Origin of the sequence: Methylorubrum salsuginis (genome assembly GCF_900114375.1) — a bacterium.
Lineage (GTDB): Bacteria > Pseudomonadota > Alphaproteobacteria > Rhizobiales > Beijerinckiaceae > Methylobacterium > Methylobacterium salsuginis.
Genome location: NZ_FOSV01000007.1, coordinates 175,874 through 201,502, shown reverse-complemented (window position 1 = coordinate 201,502; position 25,629 = coordinate 175,874). Strand labels below are relative to the sequence as shown.

23 protein-coding genes and 1 pseudogene are annotated in these 25,629 nt (G+C 69.7%); 7 read left to right on the top strand and 17 right to left on the bottom strand.

Annotation, left to right across the window (positions count from 1 at the left end):
• Window positions 1-251 precede the first annotated feature (251 nt).
• The 3 genes and pseudogenes from BM140_RS11320 to BM140_RS11310 form a co-directional block, all read right to left on the bottom strand.
• Window positions 252-544: pseudogene (locus BM140_RS11320) on the bottom strand (DUF3313 domain-containing protein); the annotation flags it as partial.
• 2 nt (window positions 545-546) lie between these two features.
• A complete protein-coding gene (locus BM140_RS26255) occupies window positions 547-1,239 on the bottom strand; it encodes a DUF1796 family putative cysteine peptidase (protein WP_244535390.1) in 693 nt (230 codons plus the stop codon).
• Window positions 1,240-1,470: 231 nt separating this feature from the next.
• Complete coding sequence (locus tag BM140_RS11310; RefSeq protein ID WP_091945698.1) at window positions 1,471-2,376, bottom strand: DUF3313 domain-containing protein; 906 nt, start codon at window positions 2,374-2,376, stop codon at window positions 1,471-1,473.
• Between the two features lie 392 nt (window positions 2,377-2,768).
• Here BM140_RS11310 and BM140_RS11305 point away from each other — a divergent pair, with 392 nt between their 5' ends.
• The gene (locus BM140_RS11305; protein WP_091945695.1) at window positions 2,769-4,268 is read left to right on the top strand and encodes an MFS transporter; all 1,500 of its coding nucleotides are present in this window, start codon (window positions 2,769-2,771) and stop codon (window positions 4,266-4,268) included.
• On the opposite strand, the gene BM140_RS11300 is transcribed toward BM140_RS11305, so the two are convergent.
• The 3 genes from BM140_RS11300 to BM140_RS11290 all read right to left on the bottom strand — a co-directional run bounded on the left by BM140_RS11300 (window position 4,225) and on the right by BM140_RS11290 (window position 6,943).
• On the bottom strand, window positions 4,225-4,737 hold the full coding sequence (locus BM140_RS11300) for a DoxX family protein (protein ID WP_091945693.1): 513 nt from the start codon (window positions 4,735-4,737) through the stop codon (window positions 4,225-4,227). The genes BM140_RS11305 and BM140_RS11300 overlap by 44 nt on opposite strands.
• Before the next feature lie 79 nt (window positions 4,738-4,816).
• Window positions 4,817-5,983, bottom strand: a complete 1,167-nt coding sequence (locus BM140_RS11295) for a multidrug effflux MFS transporter (protein WP_091945751.1) — start codon at window positions 5,981-5,983, stop codon at window positions 4,817-4,819.
• A 282-nt stretch (window positions 5,984-6,265) separates the two neighbouring features.
• On the bottom strand, window positions 6,266-6,943 hold the full coding sequence (locus BM140_RS11290) for a hypothetical protein (protein WP_244535389.1): 678 nt from the start codon (window positions 6,941-6,943) through the stop codon (window positions 6,266-6,268).
• Between the two features lie 199 nt (window positions 6,944-7,142).
• Between BM140_RS11290 and BM140_RS11285 the strand changes: the two genes are divergently transcribed.
• From BM140_RS11285 to BM140_RS11275, 3 genes are all read left to right on the top strand, one after another.
• On the top strand, window positions 7,143-8,924 hold the full coding sequence (locus BM140_RS11285) for a serine hydrolase (protein ID WP_091945690.1): 1,782 nt from the start codon (window positions 7,143-7,145) through the stop codon (window positions 8,922-8,924).
• 195 nt (window positions 8,925-9,119) lie between these two features.
• Window positions 9,120-10,643 (top strand): aldehyde dehydrogenase, encoded by a 1,524-nt coding sequence (gene adh, locus BM140_RS11280; protein ID WP_091945687.1) that lies wholly within the window; start codon window positions 9,120-9,122, stop codon window positions 10,641-10,643.
• Window positions 10,644-10,931: 288 nt separating this feature from the next.
• The gene (locus BM140_RS11275) at window positions 10,932-11,315 is read left to right on the top strand and encodes a hypothetical protein (protein ID WP_091945684.1); all 384 of its coding nucleotides are present in this window, start codon (window positions 10,932-10,934) and stop codon (window positions 11,313-11,315) included.
• A gap of 44 nt (window positions 11,316-11,359) precedes the next feature.
• Here BM140_RS11275 and BM140_RS11270 read toward each other — a convergent pair whose 3' ends face one another.
• Window positions 11,360-12,982, bottom strand: coding sequence for an ABC-F family ATP-binding cassette domain-containing protein (locus BM140_RS11270; protein WP_091945682.1), 1,623 nt, complete (start codon window positions 12,980-12,982; stop codon window positions 11,360-11,362).
• A 197-nt stretch (window positions 12,983-13,179) separates the two neighbouring features.
• Between BM140_RS11270 and BM140_RS11265 the strand changes: the two genes are divergently transcribed.
• Window positions 13,180-14,358 carry an MFS transporter gene (locus BM140_RS11265; RefSeq protein WP_091945679.1) on the top strand — a complete coding sequence of 393 codons (1,179 nt, stop codon included), beginning with the start codon at window positions 13,180-13,182 and terminating at the stop codon, window positions 14,356-14,358.
• 51 nt (window positions 14,359-14,409) lie between these two features.
• Here the strand turns inward: BM140_RS11265 and BM140_RS11260 are convergent, their stop codons facing one another.
• The 4 genes from BM140_RS11260 to BM140_RS11245 all read right to left on the bottom strand — a co-directional run bounded on the left by BM140_RS11260 (window position 14,410) and on the right by BM140_RS11245 (window position 16,935).
• The gene (locus BM140_RS11260) at window positions 14,410-15,108 is read right to left on the bottom strand and encodes a metal ABC transporter permease (RefSeq protein WP_091945676.1); all 699 of its coding nucleotides are present in this window, start codon (window positions 15,106-15,108) and stop codon (window positions 14,410-14,412) included.
• Window positions 15,109-15,315: 207 nt separating this feature from the next.
• Window positions 15,316-16,116, bottom strand: coding sequence for a twin-arginine translocase subunit TatC (gene tatC / locus BM140_RS11255; protein WP_091945673.1), 801 nt, complete (start codon window positions 16,114-16,116; stop codon window positions 15,316-15,318).
• A complete protein-coding gene (gene tatB, locus BM140_RS11250) occupies window positions 16,113-16,538 on the bottom strand; it encodes a Sec-independent protein translocase protein TatB (protein ID WP_091945670.1) in 426 nt (141 codons plus the stop codon). Before tatB ends, tatC begins: the two co-directional genes overlap by 4 nt.
• Window positions 16,539-16,641: 103 nt before the next feature.
• A complete protein-coding gene (locus BM140_RS11245; protein WP_091945667.1) occupies window positions 16,642-16,935 on the bottom strand; it encodes a twin-arginine translocase TatA/TatE family subunit in 294 nt (97 codons plus the stop codon).
• Between the two features lie 247 nt (window positions 16,936-17,182).
• Here BM140_RS11245 and BM140_RS11240 point away from each other — a divergent pair, with 247 nt between their 5' ends.
• Both BM140_RS11240 and BM140_RS11235 read left to right on the top strand, forming a co-directional pair.
• Window positions 17,183-17,461, top strand: a complete 279-nt coding sequence (locus BM140_RS11240; RefSeq protein ID WP_091945664.1) for a type II toxin-antitoxin system RelE/ParE family toxin — start codon at window positions 17,183-17,185, stop codon at window positions 17,459-17,461.
• A 23-nt stretch (window positions 17,462-17,484) separates the two neighbouring features.
• Entirely contained in the window at window positions 17,485-17,805 is a 321-nt protein-coding gene (locus tag BM140_RS11235; protein WP_091945661.1) for a HigA family addiction module antitoxin, read from the top strand.
• A 3-nt stretch (window positions 17,806-17,808) separates the two neighbouring features.
• On the opposite strand, the gene BM140_RS11230 is transcribed toward BM140_RS11235, so the two are convergent.
• The 6 genes from BM140_RS11230 to BM140_RS11205 form a co-directional block, all read right to left on the bottom strand.
• Window positions 17,809-19,695 (bottom strand): hypothetical protein, encoded by a 1,887-nt coding sequence (locus BM140_RS11230; protein WP_091945658.1) that lies wholly within the window; start codon window positions 19,693-19,695, stop codon window positions 17,809-17,811.
• A gap of 357 nt (window positions 19,696-20,052) precedes the next feature.
• On the bottom strand, window positions 20,053-21,429 hold the full coding sequence (locus tag BM140_RS11225; RefSeq protein ID WP_091945654.1) for an FAD/NAD(P)-binding protein: 1,377 nt from the start codon (window positions 21,427-21,429) through the stop codon (window positions 20,053-20,055).
• 49 nt (window positions 21,430-21,478) lie between these two features.
• Window positions 21,479-22,429 (bottom strand): aliphatic sulfonate ABC transporter substrate-binding protein, encoded by a 951-nt coding sequence (locus tag BM140_RS11220; RefSeq protein ID WP_091945651.1) that lies wholly within the window; start codon window positions 22,427-22,429, stop codon window positions 21,479-21,481.
• Between the two features lie 147 nt (window positions 22,430-22,576).
• The gene (locus BM140_RS11215; protein WP_091945648.1) at window positions 22,577-23,566 is read right to left on the bottom strand and encodes a sulfonate ABC transporter substrate-binding protein; all 990 of its coding nucleotides are present in this window, start codon (window positions 23,564-23,566) and stop codon (window positions 22,577-22,579) included.
• 11 nt (window positions 23,567-23,577) lie between these two features.
• A complete protein-coding gene (ssuD, locus tag BM140_RS11210) occupies window positions 23,578-24,765 on the bottom strand; it encodes an FMNH2-dependent alkanesulfonate monooxygenase (protein ID WP_091945645.1) in 1,188 nt (395 codons plus the stop codon).
• 31 nt (window positions 24,766-24,796) lie between these two features.
• Entirely contained in the window at window positions 24,797-25,567 is a 771-nt protein-coding gene (locus BM140_RS11205; RefSeq protein ID WP_091945642.1) for an ATP-binding cassette domain-containing protein, read from the bottom strand.
• Window positions 25,568-25,629 lie beyond the last annotated feature (62 nt).

The following is a 25,629-nucleotide window of genomic DNA, read 5'->3' as shown; positions in this document are numbered from 1 at the left end:
TCGGGGTTCGCTTGCTTGGGGATCTCTTGGGATGCGCTTTCTGTTCATGAGCCACCCGCGGTAGGGCGTTGGGGCCACATTCCGGGCCAAGTTCGAGAACGCCATGGGCTGTCGCTGTCTTAGCTCAATGCTTCCGGACGAGCCGCTGACCGACTTGTCGAGGTCTTGCAGAGCGATCGTGCCGCAATCGAGCTGTTTCACCTCAGCCGTCGGCCCGATTCTTCTCGCGCGAGCCTCCAACGAGGGCGCGTTCATCGAGTCGGCGCCGGTCCCTTGTCCGTCCAATCCGGCGGCAGCCCGATCATGTAACCGAGGATGCCGTCGATGCCCAGCGCGCGGCCGAAGGCGGCACGATCGGAATCGAGGGGGCTTCGCCGAGCGTGGTCACCTGGATACGGTCGCAGGTCGAAATCTGTATCTCGCCCCGGAAGCGGTCCTCGGTGGTGGCGAGGTAGGAGCCAAAACCCTGGCCGAACTCGCCGGTGAGGTCGTAGGCCGCGGAAAAGCGGACCTGATTGATGAAGGCGTTGGCCGCTCCGCCCAAGGTCACCGCGACGCGCGTTCCCGAATCGCATCCTCAAGCGGGTCGAAGACTTTGGGTCTACCGAGAGTTTCCGTACCGATCGGCCCGTGGTTGGTTGTGGCCGCCGCTGCAGCCTGCAACTCCGCCGGAAGGGTTTGTAATACAGCCTCCCACTCCATGTCGTCACCTTTCCAGACGTAGGGATCTGGTTGGGCGATATCGAAGCAGACAATCCGCGCGGACTTGCGCCCGGGCGGCAGGCCGGTGGTGAGCGCAGCGATCAGGAAGGGCTTGCTCTTCCGGCGTATCGAGATCGATTGTTCAAGAAGGTGAAGATCTCGATCGGTCGCCGCACCGAGCCAAACGAAGACGATCGTCTCGTCGCGCTCCATGGTCTCGCGCCACCTTTTGATCAGATAGTCATACTTTGAACGGACATTTTCGTACTGATCGCGCGGCTCTAGGCTGAATTTGAAATCGTGAACGAATTTTGCTAAAGATGCCTGATCTAAGACGTGGCGAAAGGGGGTTCTAACATATTGAAGATTTGACAGTTCGAGAAATTCGACGAAATCATTGTCGATCAAACGCGCAACGTCACGCAGCTCGATCATCAGCCAGTCGAACACGTTCGCTTCCGTCTTGCCGGTATGTCTCCGGATTTGATGGGCGGGCTGACAGTTTCCTCCGATGCTGACAATGTGATACGACATCATGATACTCGCCTAACTGTGATATTGTACATATACCGCGAGCATTGCATAAAACTCCCGGCCTCTCCTGGCTTCCGTTCGGGCGCGCGGGCTCGGTCAGAGCTTGATGATATGTTCGGCACCGAGTCATGGCCTGAAAGAGACGGGCGGATCAACAAGGATTCGTGTCAACCGCTGGCGCCTCTGTCTCAATGCGAGGGAGCCGATCGCACGAGTCCCTGAGGGTGAGTTTCGTTACGGCCTTACTGTGGCCGGCCCCTTGTCCGTCCACTCGGGTGGCAGGCCGATCATGTCGGCGAGGATGCCGTCGATGCCCGGCGCGCGGCCGAAGGCGTTGCAATCGGGATCGAGGGGGGCTTCGCCCAGCGTGGTCACGCGGATGCGGTCGTAGGTCGGAATCTGCATCTCGCCCCGGAACGGGTCCTTGGTGGTGGCGAGGTAGGAGCCGAAATCCTGGCCGAACTCGCCCGCGAGGTCGTAGGCGTCGGAGGCCGCGGAGAACCGGGCCTGGTTGGTGAAGGCGTTGGACGCCCCACCCCAGATCATCGCGGCGCGCTGGCGCTTGCGTGCGTCGATCGCCTCCGCTTCGATCGTCAGGCTGCCGAGCCCGATCGGCACCCGGGGCACCGGAATCTTGCCGATCGAGTTGGCGAAGCCGACCCCCACCTGACCGGCCACCGAGATCGCCGTCGAGGCCGCGATGGTGGCACCCGAGGCCGGCACGTTGGTGAGGTCGATGCGGGTGATCGCCGAGCGCACCGTCAGGTCGGCGGGGCCGGAGGAGACGATGTCGTAGCGCAGCGAGAGATCGTAGCAGAGCGCCCGGTCGGCGGCGTTGGCGACGAGGCGCCGCTCCACCGCGTTGAGGCCGGGGCCCGATACGGCTTCGGTGAACACCGTCGGCACGATCCGCACGGTGCGGACCGTCTGTGGCAGGGTCGGGTCGATGAACAGCTTGGATTCGGAGGCGACGGCGTCGCTCGTCACGAACTGGTCGGCGCGCGTCAGCGTGCGCCCGTCGGTGAGCACCACGTCGCCGCAGCCGGTGAGCAGGCCGAGCGCGCCGGCCACCGTGGCGGTGGCCAGCCCGAGGCGCGCCGCCCGGAGCGAGGAGCGGGAGAATTGCGACCGCAGCAGCATCAGTCTCTTTCGCGGAGGAACGGGGCCGGCGCGGGAGCGCCGTCCCGCCAGAAGCGGAAAGGGTTGTTTCGTCTCGTACGCCAAGCCTAGCCATAGAGAGGTTAAGCCGGAAGGACGAGGTGATCGCCCGTGGGCTCTGCCGGGGCGTATCCGCCGCTCTGTGACCGTTGGGCAACGATGTTTCCGGGCGATCGTTTGGATCGGCCGCCCTCGCCTCGCCTTCAGACCCCGGCTCGCAGCGAGGCCGCTGATCCCCCCGGTGATGATCATGACGCATCGCCGGTGGTCCCTACGATCACGGGGCGCGCTTTGGCCCGGCCCTATGGCTTGGCCCTTGGCGCCATCCCTTGAGCGGTGCAACCGAAACGCCCGTCCCGCGCTTGTCTCCGCCGATGCGTCCTGCCCAGATCGTCCCCCTCGTCGTCGCCACCGCCCTGTTCATGGAGAACACCGATTCCACGGTGATCGCCACGGCGCTGCCGGCCATCGCGGCGAGCCTGAACGAGGACCCGATCGCGCTCAAGCTCGCGCTCACCGCCTATCTCGTGAGCCTGGCGATCTTCATTCCCGTGTCGGGCTGGGCCGCCGACCGCTACGGGGCCCGCAACGTCTTTCGTGCAGCCCTCTGCGTGTTCATGGCGGGCTCGCTCGCCTGCGCGGCCTCCAACTCGCTCCTCGGCTTCGTCGCCGCCCGCTTCGTGCAAGGCATGGGCGGGGCCATGATGGTGCCGGTCGGGCGGCTCGTGATCCTGCGCTCCGTGCCGAAATCCGAGCTGGTCGGGGCGCTGGCCTACCTGACGATCCCCGCCCTGATCGGCCCAATCCTCGGGCCGCCGCTGGGCGGCTTCATCACCACCTATGCCGACTGGCGCTGGATCTTCTTCATCAACATCCCGATCGGCTTGGCCGGCATCGTTCTGGCGACGCTCTACATCGGCGACATCCGCGAGGCCGAGCGCCCGCCGCTGGACCTGCCGGGCTTCCTGCTCTCGGGGGCGGGCCTCGCCCTGATGATGCTCGGCTTCGCAGCGACCGGGCGCCATCTCCTGCCCGACGGCGTGTCCTGGGGCTGCATGGGTGCGGGCGCGGTGCTGATGGCACTCTATCTGCGCCATGCGAGGCGCACGGACCATCCGCTGATCCGCCTCGATCTCCTGCGCTATCCGACCTTCCGCGCCGCGGTCACGGGCGGCAGCCTGTTTCGCATTGGCACCGGGGCGATCCCCTTCCTGCTGCCCCTGATGCTGCAGATCGGCTTCGGGCTCGATCCGCTGCATTCGGGGCTCATCACCTTTGCCGCCGCCGCGGGAGCGCTCCTGATCAAGATCATCGGCCCGCGCATCCTGCGGACCTACGGCTTCCGCCGGGTGATGGTGACCAACGCGCTTGTCGCCGCGGCCTTCCTGGCGGTCAACGGGCTGTTCACCGCGCAGACGCCGCATTGGATCATCGTGTCGGTGCTGCTGCTCGGCGGCTGCGTGCGCTCGCTGCAATTCACCTGCGTCAACGCCATCGCCTATGCCGATCTCGAACAGCGGGAGATGAGCGCGGCCACCAGCCTCGCCAGCGTCGCCCAGCAGCTCTCGCTCAGCCTCGGCGTCTCCATCGGCGCGCTGGCGCTCGAAGGCGCCGCCGCCTGGCACGGCCATTCGGGGATCGAGGCGGGCGACTTCCGCCTCGCATTCCTCGCCGTCGCGCTGATCTCGACGGGCGCGTTCTTCGTGTTCCGTCGCCTCGCGCCGGATGCGGGGGCCGAGGTCTCCGGTCAGCGCCGCATCCGCGGCGAGGAGGCCGGGCCGGGCGCGGTTGCGCGGCCCGGCGACGGCTCGGTCTCGACGCTGCAGCCGCTTACGCCGCCGCCCGGGCCGGGGCCCGGCCGCCCGCGCGCTTAGCCGGGGCCTTCTTCGCGGGCGCCCGCGCCGGGGCCCGCACCGGCTCCGTTCCACCCCCCGAGTGGGCAAAATAGCCCTGCCAGCTCCAGGCGCCGGGGCCGGTCACGGCGTACATCAGGAAGGCACCGGCGAGCCCGAGATCGGCCAGGAAGAAGGTCCGCTCGGTCACGGCGCTGCCGCCGACATATTGCCAGAAGGGATGCAGCACGGCGGCCACGGCGGCCACGAAGCCGGCCATGGCGAGCCCGGTGATCCGCGGCATCACCCCGAGGATCAGGGCCAGCGGCCCGAACACCTGCACGATCACCGCCGCCGTCGCGACCGCGTTCGGGGCCGGGCAGCCGGCGCCCGCCAGCGTGAGCGCGAAGCCCGAGACGTTGAGCGCCCGCGCGATCCCCGTCGGCAGAAGGGCCGCGGCCATGAAGAGGCGGGCGGCGAGGAGGACGCCGTTCTGGGCAGAACCGAACAAGGGAACGCTCCGAGGTGGGAGAAGCCGTCCCGGAACGGTGTCCCGTCAGGCTGAATCGCCGGTTAAGCGGATCCGCCCATCAACCGGAAATCCCTGCCCGATACAGGCGTCCGCGCTCGGTCCAGGCCACGACGGCGAGCGCGAGCGCGCCCAAACCCGCATAGCCGATCGTCACCGGCATCACCGTGCCGTCGAAGGCGCGCCCGATCAGCCAGCCGCAGAAGGCGCCCAGCATCGTCGTGTAGAAGCCGAGGAAGGACGAGGCCGTGCCGGCGATGGCGCCGAGCGGCTGGAGCGCCAGCGCATTGAAGTTCGGCATGACGAAGCTGATCAGGAACTGGTTGAGCGCCAGCACCGCCAGGAACAGGGCGATCGGCGGCTGCCCCTGGTAGTGCAGCCCGATCCCGACCTGCACCAGCCCGACCGCGGTGAAGGCGGTGACGCCCGCATGCGACAGGCTGCGCATGCCGAGCCGCCGCACGATGCGGGAATTGACCAAGGTCGCCGCGCCCATGGAGCCCGCCACCAGCCCGAAGGCCACCGGGAACAGGCTCCCGAGGTGGTAGAGCCCGGTGTCGAACACCTGCTGGGCCGAGCCGACATAGCCCATGATGCAGCCGGTCATCAGCCCGAGCGCCGTGGCGTAGCCGATGGCGACGCGGGTGCGCAGAACGGTGCCGAGCGCCTGCATCGTCGCCGAAACCGACAGCGGGCGGCGGAACTCGGGGTGCAGCGTCTCCGGCATGCGCGCGGCGAACCACAGGGCGAGGATGCCGCCCAAGGCCAGCATCGAGACGAACACGTAGATCCACGAGCCAAGCAGCAGCATGGTCGCGCCGATGGCGGGGCCCAGCATCGGGACAATCAGAAAAACCATCATGATGAGCGACATCACGCTCGCCATCTCGCGGCCCGAGAAGCGGTCGCGCACGATGGCGGTCGAGAGCACCCGGCCGCCGGCCGCGCCGATGCCCTGGATGACGCGGGAGGCCAGGAGCCACTCGAAGCTCGGCGCCACCATCGCGAGCCCGCATCCCGCGGCGTAGATCGCCAGACTCACGAGCAGCACCTTGCGCCGCCCGAGCGCGTCCGAGACGGGTCCGTATACGATCTGCGCCAGCCCGAAGCCGATCATGTAGACGTAGACGAGGAGCTGGAGGCTGTTGGCGTCCTGAACCGCAAACCGCTGCTGGATCAGCGGGAAGGCCGGCAGCAGGTTGTCGATCGACATGGCGGTGACCGCCATCATCAGCGCGACGATGCCGACGAACTCGGCAAATCCCGGCCCCGCCCAGGGCGGCCCGGCGGCGGGCGTCGCGCTGCCGGGAGCGGGCCGGGGGGATGAGGTCACGTCGGATGCCTTGAGGCGCTGGAGCCGGGCCGCTTGTGCGGACCGGAGCCGGGCGAGGTCGGTGCGGAAAGACACGGCGCGCCGCGTTCGTTCCCGCCTTGGGCAGGTGCCGAGTGACCGATCCGGCGCCCGCGCATCCCCACTCCCCGCGTGCGGGGAGTGGGGGGACCCTCCCTCCTACTTCTTCCCGGCGGCCTTGCCCGCGCCATCCGTCGCGGGCGCTGGTGCGTCTTTCCCGGACGCATCCTTGTCGTCGCCGGCCTCGTCCGGCCCCATCGCGGCGCTCAGCTTGTCGTAGTTCTGCGTCACCAGGGCGATGTTGCCCTCCGGCGGCTTGCCGCCGGGCTCGCCCGCGGCGATGGCGCCCTTCAATTCCTTGACCGCCTCGGCCTTGTCCTTGGCCGGCATGGTCTTGTTGGCCTCGAGCGCGGCGAGCTGCTTCTTCAGAAGCGGCGTCACGCCGACATAGGTCTTGGTCTGCGGGTCGATCCCCTCCAGCACCGCGTCGATGCTCTCGCTCGCATCCTGGAACGCGTCGAGGCTGGCGAAGCCGTTGCGCTTCACGATGGCCTCCGCCTCCTCCTGCGCCTTGGCTTCGGCCTTCGGGTCGGGCTTGTCGGGAGAGCCGGCGTTGATCTTGGCGAGTTCCGGCTGGGCCGCGAGCACGCCGTCGATCTGGGCCTGCGTCAGCGCCACGGGCTTGGGAGCCTCCGCAGCCTTTTCCGCGGGGGCGGGCGCGGCCTTCTTGCCCGCATCCGCCTTCTGGGCGAGCGCGGGGGCGCACGCGAGGGGGGCGGCGGCGAGGCCCGCTCCGACGAGGGAGGCGGCCAGCCAGATGCGCGCGGATGTCGTCATATCGTCTGCCTTCAGCTGTGGGGGCTTTTCCGAGAACCGAGGGCCGCCTGCGGCCATCGCGGCGCGGTCGCCGGCAGCCGGTCCCGGTTGCGGCTCCGGGAAAGCCGTGGAATCATCTCGGAGGGTCGCGGCGAAACCGTGATCGCCCGTTCGAGGCGGCCCTCGTTGAGACCCCCGAAACGTCCGGAGCCCGGAACCGTTGCACGCCGGCCCCCTCGTCTCCGTTCTCGTTTTCGCGATCCTGCTGGCCCCGGCGCGGGCGGCCCCGGCCGATGACGCCAAGGATTATGCCAAGGACTATGCCAAGCGCGCGGCGGCCCTGATCGAGCCCTACCGCGAGTCCGGGCTGATGAGCGGCACGATCCTCGTCGCCAAGGACGGAAAGCCGGTGTTCCGGCAGGCCTATGGGCTGGCCAACCGCGAGTGGAACGCGAAGAACACCCTCGACACGCATTTCCGCATCGGCTCGCTGACCAAGCAGTTCACGGCCGCCGCGATCCTGCAACTCGTGGAGGCGGGCAAACTCTCGCTCGACGATCCCGTTTCGCGCTTCTACCCGGAGGCGCCGAAGGCGTGGGAGGCCGTGCGGGTGCGCCACCTCCTCAACCACACCTCGGGCATCATCAACTACACCGCCCTGCCCGATTACCTGCCCGCGATCTCGCGGATCGAGCGACCGGCCAGGGCGCTGGTGGAACTCGTCAGCGGTGAGGCGCTGCTGTTTCCCCCCGGCGAGCGGGTGGAATACAGCAACACCAATTACTTGCTGCTGGGGCTGGCCATCGAGTTCGCTTCTGGCCAGCCTTATGCCCGCTACCTCGCCGAGCACGTTTTCTCGCCGCTCGGCCTCAAGGACACCGGCTACGACGACGCCACCGCGCTCCTGCCGCGGCGCGCCGCGGGCTACCGCTTCGGGCAAGGCCAGTGGCGCAACGCGGCGCCGATGGCCTCCTCGGTCGCCTATGCGGCGGGCGGGCTCTATTCCACCGTCGACGACCTGCTGGCCTGGGACGAAGCGCTTTTTTCGGGGAAGGTGATCTCCGAGGCGTCACGCCAAAAGATGTTCGACGACGGCGGGCGCGGCTACGGCTTCGGCTGGTATGTCGGCACCGCGCATGGGCGCACGCTCTGGTCGCATGGCGGCGCCGTCTCGGGCTTCCTCGCCATGACCGACTACTATCCCGGCGAGCGGCTGGCGGTGATCGTGCTGGCCAACAACGAGAACGCCCCGGCGCAGAAGATGGCCCGCGAGTTGGGGGCGCTCTGGTTCGGGTTGATCGAGACGCCGGACCCGATCGTACTCGAAGACATGATCCTCGATCGCTACGCCGGCACCTATCGGCTGGGCCCGCGCTTCTTCCTCGAAGTCCGCCGCGACGGCGGGCGGCTGATGGTCCAGGGCACGGGCCAGCCGGCCAATGCCTTCCTGCCGGAAAGCGACCGCACCTTCTTCTCCCGCGTGGCGGACGCCCGCATCACGATCGACACCGAGCCCGACGGGCGCCCGAACGGGCTGGTGCTGCACCAGAACGGCCGCGACCGGATCGCCCCGCGCCTCGATCCGGCGGAGGCCGCCCGCATCCTGGCCGAGCCGCGCCGTCCGCCGGTGGAGGTGCCGCTCGATCCGGCCCGCCTGAGCCCGCATGTCGGCCGCTACAGCCTTGCGCCCGGCCTCGTCCTGACTGTCGGGCTGGAGAACGGCCGGCTCTGGGCGCAGGCGACCGGCGAGCCGCGCCACGCCCTCTTCGCGGAGGACGAACGCTCCTTCTTCATGAAGAGCCTCGACGCGCAGGTCACCTTCGAGGGCGACGGCGCGGGCCGCACCACCGGCCTCGTCCTCCACCGCGGCGGCCTCGACACCCCCTGCCCCCGCATCCCCGACAGCCGCCCGCCATCGGGGCGCGAGGCCGGGCGGGGGCGCTCGGAGGCCGGACGGTCGGCCCCGTCCCCCGGGGTCGCCAGACGGGGCGATCGGGAGTAACACTCGCGTCAGGCCCGCGGCCGGGCAAGTCTGGAACGGTTCCGTTCTCGTGACGGAAAGCTCAAGATCTTCCGTGTCTTGCTGCGCTGCAAACGCCATTTGGCCTAAAGTCCACCTTGATCCGCCGGGCCGATCGGCTTTCTCTCCCGCGGAACGCCGAACACGGCCAACCAACAACGCTATGGAGGAAACGCGATGAACAAGCCGGAATTCCTGGCCGACGCCAAGACGAAGTCGCCCTTCTCGGCGCGCTACGACAACTTCATCGGCGGCCAGTGGGTCGCCCCGGCCAGCGGCCGCTACTTCGAGAACACCTCGCCGATCACCGGCAAGGTGATCTGCGAAGTCGCCCGCTCGGACGCGCAGGACATCGAGAAGGCGCTGGACGCCGCGCACGCCGCCAAGGACGCCTGGGGCCGCACCTCGCCCGCCGAGCGCGCCCGCATCCTCAACAAGATCGCCGACCGGATGGAGGACAACCTCGATCTGATCGCGCTGGCCGAGACCTGGGACAACGGCAAGCCGATCCGCGAGACCACCGCCGCCGACATCCCGCTGGCCATCGACCACTGGCGCTACTTCGCCAGCTGCGTGCGGGCGCAGGAAGGCGCGATCTCCGAGATCGACCACGACACGGTGGCCTACCATTTCCACGAGCCGCTCGGCGTCGTCGGCCAGATCATCCCGTGGAACTTCCCCATCCTGATGGCGGTGTGGAAGCTCGCCCCCGCCCTCGCCGCCGGCAACTGCGTCGTGCTCAAGCCCGCCGAGCAGACCCCGGCCTCGATCCTCGTGGTGATGGAGCTGATCGGCGACCTGCTGCCGCCGGGCGTCATCAACGTCGTCAACGGCTTCGGCCTGGAGGCCGGCAAGCCGCTGGCGTCCAACCCGCGCATCGCCAAGATCGCCTTCACCGGTGAGACGACCACGGGTCGCCTCATCATGCAGTACGCCTCGCAGAACCTGATCCCGGTCACGCTGGAGCTGGGCGGCAAGTCGCCGAACATCTTCTTCGGCGACGTCGCCAACGAGGACGACGACTTCTTCGACAAGGCCCTCGAAGGCTTCACCATGTTCGCCCTCAACCAGGGCGAGGTCTGCACCTGCCCGAGCCGCGCGCTCGTGCACGAGTCGATCTACGACCGCTTCATCGAGCGCGCCATCAAGCGCGTCGAGGCGATCACGCAGGGCTCGCCGCTGGACCCGGCGACCATGATCGGCGCCCAGGCTTCCTCCGAGCAGCTCGAAAAGATCCTCAGCTACGTCGACATCGGCAAGCAGGAGGGCGCGGAGTGCCTCACCGGCGGCGCCCGCGGCAACCGCGACGGCGAGCTCGCCGACGGCTTCTACATGCAGCCGACGGTGTTCAAGGGCCACAACAAGATGCGGATCTTCCAGGAGGAGATCTTTGGGCCCGTCCTGTCGGTGACCACCTTCAAGGACGACGAGGAGGCGCTCTCCATCGCCAACGACACGCTCTACGGCCTCGGCGCCGGCGTGTGGACCCGCGACGGCACCCGCGCCTACCGCTTCGGCCGCGCCATCCAGGCCGGCCGCGTCTGGACGAACTGCTACCACGCCTACCCGGCGCACGCGGCCTTCGGCGGCTACAAGCAGTCCGGCATCGGCCGTGAGACCCACAAGATGATGCTCGACCACTACCAGCAGACCAAGAACATGCTGGTCAGCTACTCGGCCAAGAAGCTCGGCTTCTTCTAAGGGCGTCCAACCTCTCGAGACCTCCCTCCAGCCCCGGCCGCAAGGCCGGGGTTTTTTGTTCTTTTGCTTTTTGCGAGCGGGTGCTGCGGAAAGAACCCTCCCCCCTCCGCGGGGGAGGGTGCCCGCGGAGCGGGCGGGAGAGGGGGGCGACAGTTCCGCTTGGCCGCGGTCGAAGGCGAATTCTCCGGAAGCGGGGTTCCCCTCTCCCGACCCCTGCTGACGCAGGGGCCACCCTCCCCCGCGGAGGGGGAGGGAATGGTGCGGAGGGATTGATTCGAGGGTGAAACGATGCCGTTGCCCTACGAACGCATGGGATCGGACGGATGGGTCGCGCAGATCGGCCCCGTCCGCCTGTATCTGAGCGACGAGAGCGGCGCGGTGAGTCGAGGCCAAGCGGCGCTCGCCGAGGCGGTAGCCGGATCGCTCGACGCCCGGCGCGCGGCGGCCTCGGCCTATCTCGACCTATTCGTGGACCGGCGGAAGGCCTGCGGCGATGCGGAGGAGCCGTGGTGGCTCGACGAGATCGACTTTCGCGCGCGACCCGGGGAGGCGGCGACCGGCTACGCGTTCCTCTTCACCCTGCACGGTGACGACGGCGGCCTCTGGACGGTCGACATGCACGCCGCCGCGGACGGGCACCGGCCGTACCGCTTCGAGCGGCGGCAGGGCTGAGCGGGCGAACCCGCGGCGGTTCGATCGCTCTGCCCTCGAACCCCCTACCCCCGCAAGCCTGGCGCTTCCTGTCCGGTGCGGGCCACGTATTCGAGGTACCCGCCGCCGTATTGCTGCACCCCGTCGGGCGTCAGCTCCAGCACGCGGTTCGAGAGGGCGGCGAGGAAGTGGCGGTCGTGCGAGACGAACAGCATCGTCCCCTCGAACTGCGCCAAAGCCTCGATCAGCATCTCCTTCGTGCCGATGTCGAGGTGGTTGGTCGGCTCGTCGAGCACGAGGAAGTTCGGCGGGTCGAACAGCATCTTGGCCATCACGAGGCGGGCCTTCTCGCCGCCCGAGAGCACCCGGCACGGCTTTTCGACGTCGTCGCCCGAGAAGCCGAAGCAGCCGGCGAGCGCCCTGAGCGAACCCTGCCCGGCCTGCGGAAAGCTCGCCTCAAGATCGCCGAACACGGTGGCGTCGCCGTCGAGCAGGTCCATGGCGTGCTGGGCGAAGTAGCCGAGCTTGACGCTGCCCCCGACCGTCACCGTGCCGGCATCCGGCGGGGTGCTGCCGGTGATGAGCTTCAGCAGCGTCGATTTGCCGGCGCCGTTGACGCCCATGATGCACCAGCGTTCACGCCGCCGGATCGAGAAGTCGAGCCCCTCGTAGACGATGCGGCTGCCGTACTTCTTGTGGATGCCCTTGAGCATGGCGACGTCGTCGCCGGAGCGGGGCGCGGGCTGGAACTCGAAGGCGACCGTCTGACGGCGCTTCGGGGGCTCGACCCGCTCGATCTTGTCGAGCTTCTTCACCCGGCTCTGCACCTGCGCGGCATGGGACGCGCGGGCCTTGAAGCGCTCGATGAACTTGATCTCCTTGGCCAGCATCGCCTGCTGGCGCTCGAACTGCGCCTGGGCCTGGGTGTCGGCCATCGCCCGCTGCTGCTCGTAGAAGCCGTAATCGCCGGAATAGGTCGTGAGGCTGCCGCCGTCGATCTCGATGATCTTGGTGACGATGCGGTTCATGAACTCGCGGTCGTGCGAGGTCATCATCAGCGCGCCGTCGTAGTTCTTCAAAAAATCTTCGAGCCAGATCAGGCTCTCGAGGTCGAGGTGGTTCGACGGCTCGTCGAGCAGCATCACGTCGGGGCGCATCAAGAGGATGCGGGCGAGCGCGACCCGCATCTTCCAGCCGCCGGACAGCTTGCCGACATCGCCGTCCATCATCTCCTGGCTGAAACCGAGGCCCGCCAGCACCTCGTAGGCCCGGCCTTCGAGCGCGTAGCCGTCGAGTTCCTCGAACCGGCCCTGGACCTCGCCGTAGCGCTCGATCAGCGCCTCCATCTCTTCGGCGCGGTCGGGATCGGCCAGCCCCGCCTCGATCTCCTTGAGTTCGGCCGCGATCTCGCTGACCGGGCCGGCGCCGGCCATGGTCTCGGCGACCACCGTGCGGCCGGACATCTCGCCGACATCCTGGCTGAAATAGCCGATGGTGATGCCGCGATCGGTCGAGACCTGACCCTCGTCCGGCGGCTCCTGCCCGGTCATCATCCGGAACAGGGTGGTCTTGCCGGCCCCGTTGGGGCCGACGAGCCCGGCCTTCTCGCCCTTCTGCAGCGCAGCGGAGGCTTCGACGAAGACGAGCTGCCGGCCGTTCTGCTTGCCGATCTTGTCGAGGCGTATCATGGCGTCCGCGGAAAATTTTGGGGAGTGACTCGCCGCGGATTTACGGCATCGCCGCCTTGGCGGGAAGCCGCAGCCCTGCCCCATGCGCAGGCCAGCCTCCCGCCCCTTCGCGGTCCACGCGCTGGCGGAAGCGGCCATCTACCGGTCTTGCCGCAGCGCACAAGAGCGCTCTCCCCTCGCAGCCGCACAGGAGCCCCATGCTCCCGCTTCCTATCCTCGCGCTCGCCGTCGCCTCGTTCGGCATCGGCACCACCGAGTTCGTCATCATGGGGCTGCTGCCCGAGGTGGCGCGCGACTTCTCCGTCACGATCCCCCAGGCCGGGCATCTGGTCTCGGGCTACGCCATGGGCGTGGTAATCGGCGCGCCGATCGTCGCGATGGCCACCGCGCCGCTGCCGCGCAAGGCGGCGCTGTTGGCCCTGATGGCGGTGTTCACGCTGGGCAACCTCGCCTGCGCGCTGGCGCCGGCCTATTGGCCGCTGATGGCGGCCCGGGTCGCGACGGCGTTCGCCCACGGCGCCTTCTTCGGCATCGGCGCCATCGTCGCCCGCGACCTCGTGCCCAAGGAAAAGCGGACGCAGGCCGTGGCGCTGATGTTCGCCGGGCTCACGCTCGCCAACGTGCTCGGCGTGCCGCTGGGCACGGCGCTCGGACAGGCCCTCGGCTGGCGCGCGACCTTCTGGGCCGTGGTCGGGATCGGGCTCGCGGCGGGCGCGGCCATCGCCTTCGCGCTGCCTGGCGGGATGCCCGGTACGCGCGGCGGCCTCGCAAAGGAATTCCGCGCGCTCGGGCGCTGGCTGGTGCTGCGGCCGATGCTGGTCTCGACGCTTTCCTCGGTGAGCTTCTTCACCGTGTTCACCTACATCGCGCCCTTCCTCACCGGCGTGACCGGGCTGACGCCGGGCGGCGTCACGGGGGCGCTGTTCGCCGCCGGCGTCGGGCTGACCGTCGGCAACCTCGCGGGCGGCTGGCTCGCCGACCGCAGCCTGATGAGCACCGTGCTCGGCAGTTTTGCCGGCATCGTCGGGGTGCTGCTGGTGCTGGCCTTCGTCGCCCCCCACGCGGTGCCGGCGCTCGCCGTGCTGGTGGTGTGGAGCGCGCTCGCCTTCGCGCTGGTCTCGCCGCTTCAGGTCTGGGTGGTGGAGGCGGCCAGCGACGCCCCGAACCTCGCCTCGACCCTGAACCAGGGCGCGTTCAACCTCGGCAATGCCACCGGGGCCTGGATCGGCGGCACGGCGCTGACGCTGGGGGCCGGCTATCGCGAGTTGCCGGTGTTGGCGGCGGTGGTGTCGCTGATTGGTTTGGGATTGGCTGCCACCGCCGTGATGCGGGCCAAAGAAAAACCGTCCCTGAGCCTCGCTCAAGGACGGTCCTGACAACTTCGGCCGCGCCCGCCCGAATCGGGGCGGGCGCGAAATCCAAAAAAATCACATGGGCGGGGTGAGGCCGTCCTTGCCGACCGCCACGAGCTTGGCCTTCAGCGTGTCGCCGTCCTTGGCCGCGACCACGAACACCTTGCCGCCGGGGGTCAACACCGCCTTGTCGGACTTCTCGAAGGCGACGATCGGGGCCTTCGGCGGCACCACGATCGTCTTCGAGCCGTCCTTGTCGTAGGTGACGGTGAGCGTGCGCTCGCCCGCGGCGCCGCTCGCGGTGTTGCCGGTGACCGTGGCGTTGGTCATCGAGCTCTTCACCTTCGGGGCGCCGCCCGCGCCGGCACCGCCGGCCTTGACGGTGCCGTTGGTCATCGAACTCTTCACCACCGAGCCGCCGCCGGTGTGGTCGGGGATCGCGTCCCAGGCGTAGTGGCCTTCCGCCGTGCCGCGCATCTCTTCGGGGAACAGCACGACTTCCAGCGCGGTCGGCGGGTTGTCGCCCTTGGTGGCGGTGCCGATGAAGACGCCGTCCTTGATCTGGTCGAGGCTCGACTTCACCACCCAGGCGAAGGTCGCGCCCTCGATCTGCACATTCTGCGTGCCACCCTCGTTGGTCTTGATCGTGAGCGTGCCGCCGTCGCTCTTCTCGACCGTGCCGCGCACGCGCTGCAGCTCCGGCGCCGCATAGGCGCTGCCGGCGACGGTCGTCATCGCCGCGACCGCGAGCGCCGTCCACATCGTCCGTCTCATGTCGTCTCCTCCGGATTGACCTCGGAGGAGGTTATGGGTCGGACGTTCGGAGCATCCAGCTTGCGCACGAGACAGTGATGCGCAAACGAGTTTATTTTTCGCTTACGCTGAGTAGCGGTGGCCGAGGTCACCGCGCCCGGCGGATGTCCGCCGCCCCGCATTCGCGGGAGCGCTCGGCGATGTCTCGCCGAGCGGGTTTCGCGTGCTTCAGTCCTCGATGCCGTCCGCCCGGCGGCGCGCGGCACGGAGCTTGTCCATGCGGGCGACCGAGAACACGCTGGCCTCGTAAAGGAGGATCATCGGGATCGCGAGGGAGAGCTGCGAGATCACGTCCGGCGGGGTCAGGATCGCGGCGGCGACGAACACGAGAACGATGGCGTAGCGCCGCTTCTCCCGCAGGAAGGCGGCGTCGATCACGCCGATCTGGCCGAGCAGCGTCAGGATCACCGGCATCTGGAAGGCGAGACCGAAAGCGAAGATCAGCGTCATGATCAGCGAGAGGTACTCGTCGACCTTCGGCAACAGCTTGATCGTCGCCTCGCCCGGCTGCCCGATCTGCTGCAGCGAGACCGAGAACTGGATCAGCAGCGGCATCGCCAGGAAGTAGACGACCAGCGCGCCGAGGATGAAGAAGATCGGCGTCGCCACGAGATAGGGCAGGAACGCCTGCCGCTCGTTGCGATAGAGGCCCGGCGCCACGAAGGCGTAGATCTGCGTCGCGATCACCGGAAACGACAGGAAGCCGGCGCCGAAGACGCTGAGCTTGATGTTGGTGAAGACCTGTTCGAGAAAGTGCGTCGCGATCAGCTCGGCATTCGGGGCCCCGACCACCGACACATAGGGGTGGACGAGGATGTTGTAGATGTTCTTCGAGAAGAAGAAGCAGCCGAAGAACATCACGATGAAGGCGATCAGCGACTTGATCAGTCGCGAGCGCAGCTCGATCAGGTGCTCTAGGAGGGGCGCCCGCGAGGCCTCGATCTCGGCCTCGTCACGCTCGTCGGTCATGGAGTCGGGCCTGTCTCGGTCTTGCTGGCCGTGGAGGAAGCCGCACTGGCCTGCTGTTCGGCGCTCGGGCGCGGCACGTCGAAGCTACCGGTCTCCCTGGGCGGAGCGGCAGGAGCGGCCGAGGTGGGCGTCCGGCCCTCGACGGCGCTGCGGATTTCGTTGCGGATGGTGTCGACCGGGTTGAAGCCGGGCTTGGCGGCGTCGACCGTGCGCTTCACGCCTTCGACGTCGCGGCGCACCTCGTCGAGTTCCGCCTCGCGGATCGCCTCGTTGAACTGGTGCTGGAACTCGCCGGCCATGCGGCGGACCTTGGTGGTGATCTGCCCGAGCGTGCGCAGAGCCTTCGGCAGATCCTTGGGTCCGATGACGATCAGGGCGACGCCGCCGATCAGCATCACCTCGCCCCAGCTCATGTCCAGCATTGCAGCGTCCGTCCCGCGGGTCCGCGCCTGATTAGGACGGTCGCGCCGTCCGCGCCATCCCGCCCGACGCCGGTCTCGACGGCGTCGCGTCGCGTTGCGTCCGTCAGAGCGCCTTGTGGTCGCCGGCCGGCACGTGGGTCTGCTGCGGCCCGGCATGGGGCGCTGCATGCGTCGTGGCACCCGGAGTCGGGTTCGGCGGCAGGGTGCGCATCGGCTCGCCGGCGGAGGGCGGCGGCACGGCGGCGTTGGGCGTGGTCTCGTCGTCGGCCATGCCCTTCTTGAAGGCCTTGATGCCCTTGGCGACGTCGCCCATCAGCTCGGACACCTTGCCGCGGCCGAACAGCAGCATGACGACGACCGCCACGATGACCCAGTGCCAGACACTCATGCTGCCCATGGCAACCTCCTGCACCGCGGCCCCATGGCGGCGGCGCCTCTCCTGAACCTTTGAATTGGGGCGAACCTAGGGATCGGCTCACGCGAACACAAGCAGCACAGGACGCCGCGGGCGGGACAAAGGGCGGTTTGACGGCCGATCGGCGCGCGTGGCGACGCAGCCTTCCCTTCCGATCCAGTCCGCAGATGCCGGCTCGGACGCGACACGACGATCTTGACGGCAGTCTGTAACGCGATACGTTACAGGCATGATCCGGACGTTCAGGAGCAAGGGGCTGGCGGAACTCTGGTCGAGTTCGGGGACCAAGCGGATCGACGCCCGAATGCATCGGCGCATCCTCGTGCGCCTCGATGCGCTGGATGCCGCGAAGGAAGTCGGCGAATTGAACCAGCCCGGCTTCGACTTCCACGCGCTGCGGGGGGTCGACCCCACCCGCTACACCCTCCACGTCAACGGCCCCTGGTGCATCACCTTCACGTTCGAGGACGGTGACGCCTTTCAGGTCGATTTCGAGCAGTACCACTGACGAGGCCGGGAGCCTTTCACGCCATGACCGAGATCGTCGTCCGCCGCGACCCGAGCCGCCCCCCGACCCACCCGGGCGAGCTTCTTCGCGACGACATCCTGCCGGCCCTCGGCCTATCGGTGCAGGATGCCGCGGGCCGGCTCGGCGTCAGCCGTCAGGCCCTGCATCGCGTGACCGCAGGGACGGCGGCGCTGACGCCGGAGATGGCCGTCCGGATCGGCAAGCTGACCGGACGCGGCGGCGCGCTGCTGCTGCGGATGCAGATGGCGCACGACCTGTGGCAGGCCGAGCGCACCGTCGACGTCAGCGCCATCGCGACGGTGGAGGTCGCGCAGCGCGCCTGAGCTTCACTCCGCCTTGGCGTTGACCTCGAGCTTGTCGAGCACGGCGGCCGGGGTCGGCGCGGTGCTGACATCGACCATGCCGAGGCCCTCGCCGTTCTTGGCCTTGGCGCTGATCGAGAGGGTGCCGGGCTTCGACACGAACTTGCCCATCGCCGCGCCGATCGCCTTGGCGGCGGCCGAGTTGCCGAGGATGACCGGCACGCCGATCACGCTCGCCGTCACGTATTCCTTGCGCAGCTCGTCGGGCTTGAGGCTCAGCGTCTTGGCCTGGGCGGTGATGAAGCGGTCGAACAGGCCGCCATTCTCCAGGGTCAGGTCGAGGGCCTTGGCGGTGGCCGAGAGCATGGCGAAGCCCGAGACCGCCGCATCGGGATCGAACACGTCGGGGCCGATGCCGCCGAGCGTCGCGTTGAGGCGGAGTTTGCCCATGTCCTTGCCGGTGAGCGACAGCTCGTTGAAGGACAGCTCCTTCGTGCTCTCGTTCCAGGCGGTGTCGGCGATCACGTCGAGGTCGAGGTCGCGGTAGCCGTAGAGGCCGAGCGAGCCGAGGCCCGGCACGCTTTCGACCGCCCTCGCCGGAAGCGTCAGCCCGGTGAGGGACAGGCGGCTCGCGGTCGGAACGCCGTCCTTGGGCGGCCCGAACGTCATGGTGCCGCCGCGCAGGCCGACATGCATCGGCCCGGTCTTCGCCGCCGGGTCGGTCGGCTTCCCGGCGACGTCGAAGGTGAGATCGGACAGGGTCAGGGTGCCGATGACCGGCGTCAGCCGGCGCAGTTCCGCCTCCTGCGCCGCCGGATCGGCCGGCGGCGGCACCGGTGCGGCCTTCTCGCCCGGCTTCTCCGCTGCGGCGGGCTTGTCCGGGGCGGATTTGGCGAGGCGGCGCAGGGTGGCGATGGTCGGCTCCAGGGAGAAGCCGGCGAGCGCCAGTCGCGCGATCTTGCCGCTGGCCTCGTCCGAGCCGAAGGACACGTCGGACAGGCTGACCCCGGCCTCGGCGCCGTTGCCGGTATAGGCGAACTTGCCGATGCCGAAATTGAGCGGATCGGGCCCCTTCACCTCCTTCACGGCGATGTCGCTCGCCTCCAGGCTCCCGACCGAGACCGATTCGGCTAGATCCGCGATGAGCCCGGCGGCGCGGGCGCGCTTGCCCGGGTCGGGCTGCGACAGGTCGGCGCCCGCCAGCGACTCGACGGCGCCCGACCACGTCGCCGGGGTCTGGCGCCCGGCGAGGTCGCGGCCGCTGAGCCGCGCGATCGAGACGGTGGTGCCGCGCTCGTCGATGAAGGCGATGCTCTCCACCGCCAGCGAGGCGTAGAGCCGCTGGAACCCGCTGCGGGCGGTGCCGGCCTCGGCGTAGAGGCGGGCGAGCGCGGTGAGATCGACCTCCTCCGCCCGGATCTTGCCGTAGCTGCCGCTGGCCTTGGCCGGCTGCCCGGGCACCCCTTCGACCGAGAGGGTGGCGCCGGCCGCCGTCAGCTCGCTGATGCGTCCGCCATGGACGTTGCGCGCCGTCACGTCGCGGTAGGTCACGACCTGGCGCCTCTCGCCGCTGCGGCGCTCGACCCGCAGTTCCGGCATGGTCAGGCTGCCCGCGTCGAGCCGCTGCAGGCGGGTGCCCCAGCTCTCCTTGGCGTCGCCCTGGAAGATCGCCAGCAGCTCCTCCTTCGACAGCCGCGTGCCGCTGACCGACACCCGCGGCGCGCTCACGCCGGTCTCGCCGAAGCTGAGCGTGACGTTGTCGAGGACGAGATCCTGGACGGCGGAGGCCGCCTCCTGCGCCGCAGCGGGCGCGACGAGGGGGGCCGGGGCCGGGGTGGCCAGCAGGACCGCGGCGCAGGCCGGGGCGAGCAGCGCCCGCGTGAGGACGGGACGGCGCGTCGGGAGCGTCATGGTTCGATTCGGATCGAAGGCTGTCGAGGGGAAGGGAGCCGAGTGCAGGCTTCATCCCTGCCGGTTTTCCACAGGCGAAGCAATTGCGCCGGGGACACGGCGGCGGGTTCTCGACGGTCGCGGCTCCGTCCGATCGGTCCGTCGGCGGTCGAAGCAACCCCCTGCCGACGCCGACGGCGGAGGGCGCCGGCCCGTTCCGACGGCGCGGAAGCCGGTGGGTCGCGAGACGATGCGGCAAACCCGCCCGCGCGTGCCGTCGGCCCAGCGAAGTCGGTTCGGATAGGCGGCCCGGCCCCGCTCACGAAGGTCCCGTTTCGATTCGGGAGGCCGGCGACGATGCGGGACCGTATGACCCTCTCACGCCGCGACCGCCCGCTCCAGATCCGTCGCGATCAGGCCGGCCAGCTCCGCCGCCTCGTTGCGGATGTCGGGCACCGCCGTGCATTCCCACAGGACGCCGCGCAGGAGCGGGCCGAGGAGCCAGAGCGGCCGCGCCGGACCCGTGCCGCGCGCGCGGTAATCCGGCCCGGCGTCGAGGCCGAGGCCGAAGGGTTCGGGGCGCACGAGGCCGCGCTCCAACAGGCGGCGCACGAGCGGGTCGCGGCTCTGTCCCAGATGGCCGAAGCCGGTGGCGTCGATCATCGCCTGCACGCCGAGCCGCTCCGGCGCCGCGGCCCCGCGCAGGCGCAGGGTCACCACGGCCTGGGCGGATTCGTCGGCCACGTCGAGGAGGCGCCCGGCCCGCACCGTGAGGGCGCCGCGGGCCAGTTCCGCGCGGATTGTCTCGGCGGCGGGCGGGGCGGTGCGGTGGCGGTGCACGTCCCAGAACGGGCGCAGATGGCGCAGGAAGCGGCGGCGCTCCGGCGGCGGCAGGCTGCGCCAGATCGTGTCGGTGAGCGGGCGCAGGGCGTCGATGACGCCGTGCCAGCCGATCCCTTGCGCGTTCGCCCGCGCCACCTCCGCCCGGATGCGGGCGAGGAGCCGCGGCAGCGAGGCGAACTCGGCCGGGGTGAGGTTCGGCGTCGGCCAGGGGGCGGCCGGGGCGTGGGCGTTCGGCAGGAGGCCGCGCCGGGAAAGCGCGAGGATCGCCCCCTCGAAGCCGTGGGCCCGCAGGCTCGCCACCGCGTCGAGCATGGTCAGCCCGGTGCCGAGGATCAGGACGGGGGCGTGCGGATGCAGGCGGCCGAAATGGTCCGCGTCCCACGGATCGAGGCTGTGGCGGCTGCGCGCCGGGGCGGCGGCGAGGTTGCCCATGGCGAGCACGGCCCCGGCCACCGCGAAGCTCTGGCCGCCCTCGGTGCGGAGGCGGAAGGCCCCGCCATGGGGCTCCAGGTCGGTCACGGCATCGGGCAGGAGCCGCAGGCGGCCCGCCGCCGAGCCGGTCACGGCCTTGGACAGGAGTTCGGTGAGATAGCGCCCGTAAAGGCCGCGGGACGCGAAGGTGCCCGCCGGGGTGGAGCGGATGCCCTCCATGTCCTCCGGCCCGAGATGGCCGAGCCAGCTCTCGAAATCGCCCGGCCGGTCGGGAAAGGCGCTCATGTTGGCGGTGCGGACGTTGAGAAGATGCGCCGGATTGCCGGTGCCGTAGGCCAGTCCCCGCCCGAAGATCCCGGCGCGCTCGCACAGCAGCACCGGCCGCTCCGGGGGCAGGGCGGAAAGCAGTTGCAGCGCGGCCATCGTGCCGCTGAACCCGGCGCCGATCACGGCGACGGGCGGCAGGCTTGCCCGGGTCATGGCGAAACGATCCTTCCTCGATTCCGTTGGTCCGTTTCCCTCGGGCCGTTCAGCGGGTCGGCGGCGCCCAGACCGGGAGCGCCGCCGTGTCGACGGCGCGGGGCAGCAGCCCCTCGGCCCGGAAGGCGTCGGCGATGGTCTGCTGCTCGCCGAGAGCGTCACGGGTCACCGGCTCGACCCGGTAGCTGCGGCGCGCATTGGCCTTGAGGACGATGGGCGCCTCGATCTTCCACTGGGCGGCGAGCCGCTCGGCCGCCGCTTCGGGGTTGGCCTTCACCCAGGCACCCGTCTCCCTGAGCTTGCCGAACAGCAACGCCAGCACGTCGGGGCGCTTGGCGGCATAGTCGTCGGAGGCGAGGTAGTAGCGCTTGTAGTCCGAGAGGCCGGTTCCGTCCTTGAGGACGCGGGCGCCGGCCTGGACCTCGGCCGCCGACAGGAACGGATCCCAGGCCACCCAGGCATCGACGCTGCCGCCGGCCAGCGCGCTGCGCCCGTCGGCGGGCGTCAGGTAGGCGGGGGTGATGCTCTTGAACGGCAGCCCCTCGGCCTTCAGCGCGGCGAGCAAGAGGTAATGGCTGCCCGCGCCCTTGGTGACGGCGACCTTGCGGCCCTTCAATTCTGCCACGGATCTCAGCGGCGAATCGCCCGGCACGAGGATCGCCTGCGCCGTCGGCGAGGCGGCTTCCTGCGCGAAATAGGTGATCCTGGCATTCGCCCCCTGCGCGAAGACCGGGACGGTGTCGGCGACATCGGCCGAGACGTCGATGCGCCCGACATTGAGCGCCTCCATGATCGGCAGGCCGCTCGTGAATTCGTGCCAGGACACCTCGACGTTGAGGGGCTTGAGCGCGGCCTCCAGGGTGCGGTCCTCCCGCAGCAGCGCGATCAGGGTGGAGGAGCGCTGGTAGCCGATGCGCAGGGTGGCGGGGTCCTGCGCTGCGGCCGGGGCGAGGCCGGCGGTGAGGAGCGCGAAGGCGGCGAGGAGGGCGCGGCGGTGCATGGTCGCTTCTTGTGGGGGCGTTCAAACGGGCATCCCCTCCCCCTTGCGGGGAGGGGTTGGGGGTGGGGGCAGGCAGGATTGGGCGGGAGCGGTGCCTTCTGCCCGACCCCCGACTCGGGCTCCCCCGCAAGGGGAGGAGAGATGCGTTCAGCTCCCCGGCTTGCGCACGGCCCCGGCGACGTCGATCGCCTTCGGCACCAGCCCGAGCCCGTGGAAGGTGTCGGCGATGCGCTGCTGCTCGGCGGTGACGGCGGCGTCGAGGGGGCGGATGCCGTAGGTCTGGCGCCGGAGCGCGGCGGCGAGGATCGGCGCCGGGATGCCGACAGTGGGCGAGAGCTCCTTGGCCGCGGCGTCGGTGTTCTCCTTGGCCCAGGCATCGACCTCGGCGACCGCCGCCACGACGGCGTCGAGGGCCGCGCCGTTCTTGGCCGTGAAGTCGCGCGAGGACAGGTAGAACTGGTGGTTCGGCACGAGGCCGGTGCCGTCGGCGAGCACGCGGGTGTTGCCGCCGGCCTCGGCCGCCGCGAAGAACGGGTCCCAGATCACCCAGGCATCGACCGCGCCGCGCTCGAACGCCGCCCGCCCATCGGCCGGCGCGAGGTAGACCGGGGTGATGTCGGCGAGCGTCAGCCCGGCGGATTCGAGCGCCCGCACCAGCAGGTAATGGACGTTCGAACCCTTGTTGAGGGCGACCTTCTTGCCGCGTAGGTCGGCGACCGACTGGATCGGGCTCGCCTTCGGGACGAGGATCGCCTCGCCCTTGGGGGCGGCCGGCTCGTGGGCGACGTAAGCGAGCGCGTCGGACGCGGCCTGGGCGAAGATCGGCGGGGTCTCCCCCGCCGAGCCGAAATCGATCGCCCCCGCGTTCAGCGCCTCCAGGAGCGGCGGGCCGGAGGGAAACTCCGACCACTGCACCCGGTAGCCGAGCGCCTTGAGCTTCGGCTCGAGATTGCCGCGGCCCTTCAGCAGCACCAGCGTGCCGTATTTCTGGTAGCCGATCCGCACGACCTTCTCGTCCGCATGGGCGGCGAGCGTCAGGCTGACGAAGATCAGGGCGGCGAGCGCGAGCCAGAGGCGCGGCAGGAGAGAATTCACCGCCGAGTGAGCTTGAGAGTGCGCGCGAATGCGGGCGGGCATGCCTCGCCTCCTCAATGCGCGCTGATGCGGCGGGTGGGCACGATGTCGTTGGCGATGACCTCGCCAAACGGGCCGTTGTTGCGCGCCGTGCTCGGGGCCCGGCCGGTCGTGGACCGCAGGGGAAGCTTGGGGAAGACCAGCTCGGCGAAGCGGTAGGCCTCTTCCAGATGCGGGTAGCCGGAGAGGATGAAGCGGTCGATGCCGAGATCGATGTACTCCTTCATCCGGTCGGCCACCTGATCGGCCGAGCCGACCAGCGCCGTGCCCGCGCCGCCGCGCACGAGGCCGACGCCGGCCCAGAGGTTGGGCGAGACCACGAGCTTGTTCCGGTCGCCGCCGTGCAGCGCCATCATCCGCTTCTGGCCTTCCGAATCCTGGCGCTTCAGGGTGGCCTGCGCCTGGGCGATGGTGGCGTCGTCGAGCCGCGAGATCAGCTTTTCGGCTTCCGCCCAGGCCTCGGATTCGGTCTCGCGCACGATGACGTGGAGCCGGATGCCGTAGGAGAATTTTTTTCCTTTTTTCTCCGCGGCTTCGCGGGCGCGCGCCAGCTTTTCCGCGACGCCCGCGGGCGGTTCGCCCCAGGTGAGGTAGACCTCGCAATGCTCGGCCGCGACCTCGATGCCGGCGGGCGAGGAGCCGCCGAAATAGAGCGGCGGATACGGCGCCTGGACGGGGCGGAAGATCACCCGGCCGCCCTCGCTGCGCAGGTGCCGGCCCTCGAAGTTCACGGTCTCGCCGGCCATAAGCCCGCGCCAGATGTGCAGGAACTCGTCCGTGACCTCGTAGCGCGCGTCATGATCGAGGAAGACGCCGTCGCCTCTCAGTTCGACCGGGTCGCCGCCGGTGACGACGTTGATGAGGAGGCGTCCGTCGGAGATCCGGTCGAGCGTCGCGGCCATGCGGGCGGCGACCGACGGTTCTTGAAGGCCCGGCCGCACGGCGACGAGGAAGCGCAGGCGCTGGGTCAGGGGTGCCAGCGCCGAGGCCACCACCCAGGAATCCTCGCAGGAGCGCCCGGTCGGCAGCAGCACGCCGAAATAGCCGAGTTCGTCGGCGGCCTGCGCGATCTGGCGCAGATACGGCAGCGACACGTCGCGGGCGCCTTCCGAGGCGCCGAGATAGCGGCCGTCGCCGTGGGTGGGCAGGAACCACAGGACGTCGGTCTTGCCGTCGGTGGGCGGGTTGCCGGGCAGGCTCATGGGATACGCTTCGAAAAAGTACGAAAAGGAATCAGGCGCCGTTGCGCAGCAGCCGGTCGAGGATGCGGCCCTCCAACTCGGCCAGCGCCGGGTCGCCGCGGCGGCGCGGGCGCGGCACGTCCACATCGACATCGAGGGCGATGGCGCCCTCCTCGATCACGAGGATGCGGTCGGCCATCGCCACCGCCTCGGCGACATCGTGGGTGACGAGGATCGCCGTGAAGCCTTGCGCCTCCCAGATGCGCTCGATCATCGCCTGCATCTCGATGCGGGTGAGCGCGTCGAGCGCTCCGAGGGGCTCGTCGAGGGCCAAGAGCGCCGGGCGGCTGACCAACGCGCGGGCCAGCGCCACGCGCTGGCGCTGGCCGCCCGAGAGGGTGGCGGGCCATTGCCCGGCCTTTTCCGCCAAGCCGACCTCGCGCAGCACGTCGAGCGCCCGAGCCTTGCGGTCCGCCTTGCCGATATCCCGCGAGAGCCCGACCGCGACGTTGTCGGCGACCCGCGCCCAGGGCAGCAGCCGCGGCTCCTGGAACATGATGCGTTTGGTCTGTTCGCTGCCGTTCAGCGCGATGCGACCGGCGCTCGGCTCTTCGAGGCCGAGGATCAGCCGCAGCAGGGTGCTCTTGCCGCAGCCCGAGCGCCCGACCACGGCGACGAACTGGCCGGCGGGGATCGTGAGGTCGAGACCGCGGATGACGGAGGGGCCGTTCTCGAACGACTTCGACAGGCCGCGCACATGGATGGCGAGGCCGCGGTTCGCGCGGTGCTCGGGCGTGTCGGCGAGGCGGAGGGCGGCGGTCATGTCTCGGATCCGGGCGTCGGGTTCGGGGCGGTCCCTCCCGCCGGCCGTTCGCGGGCAGGCGG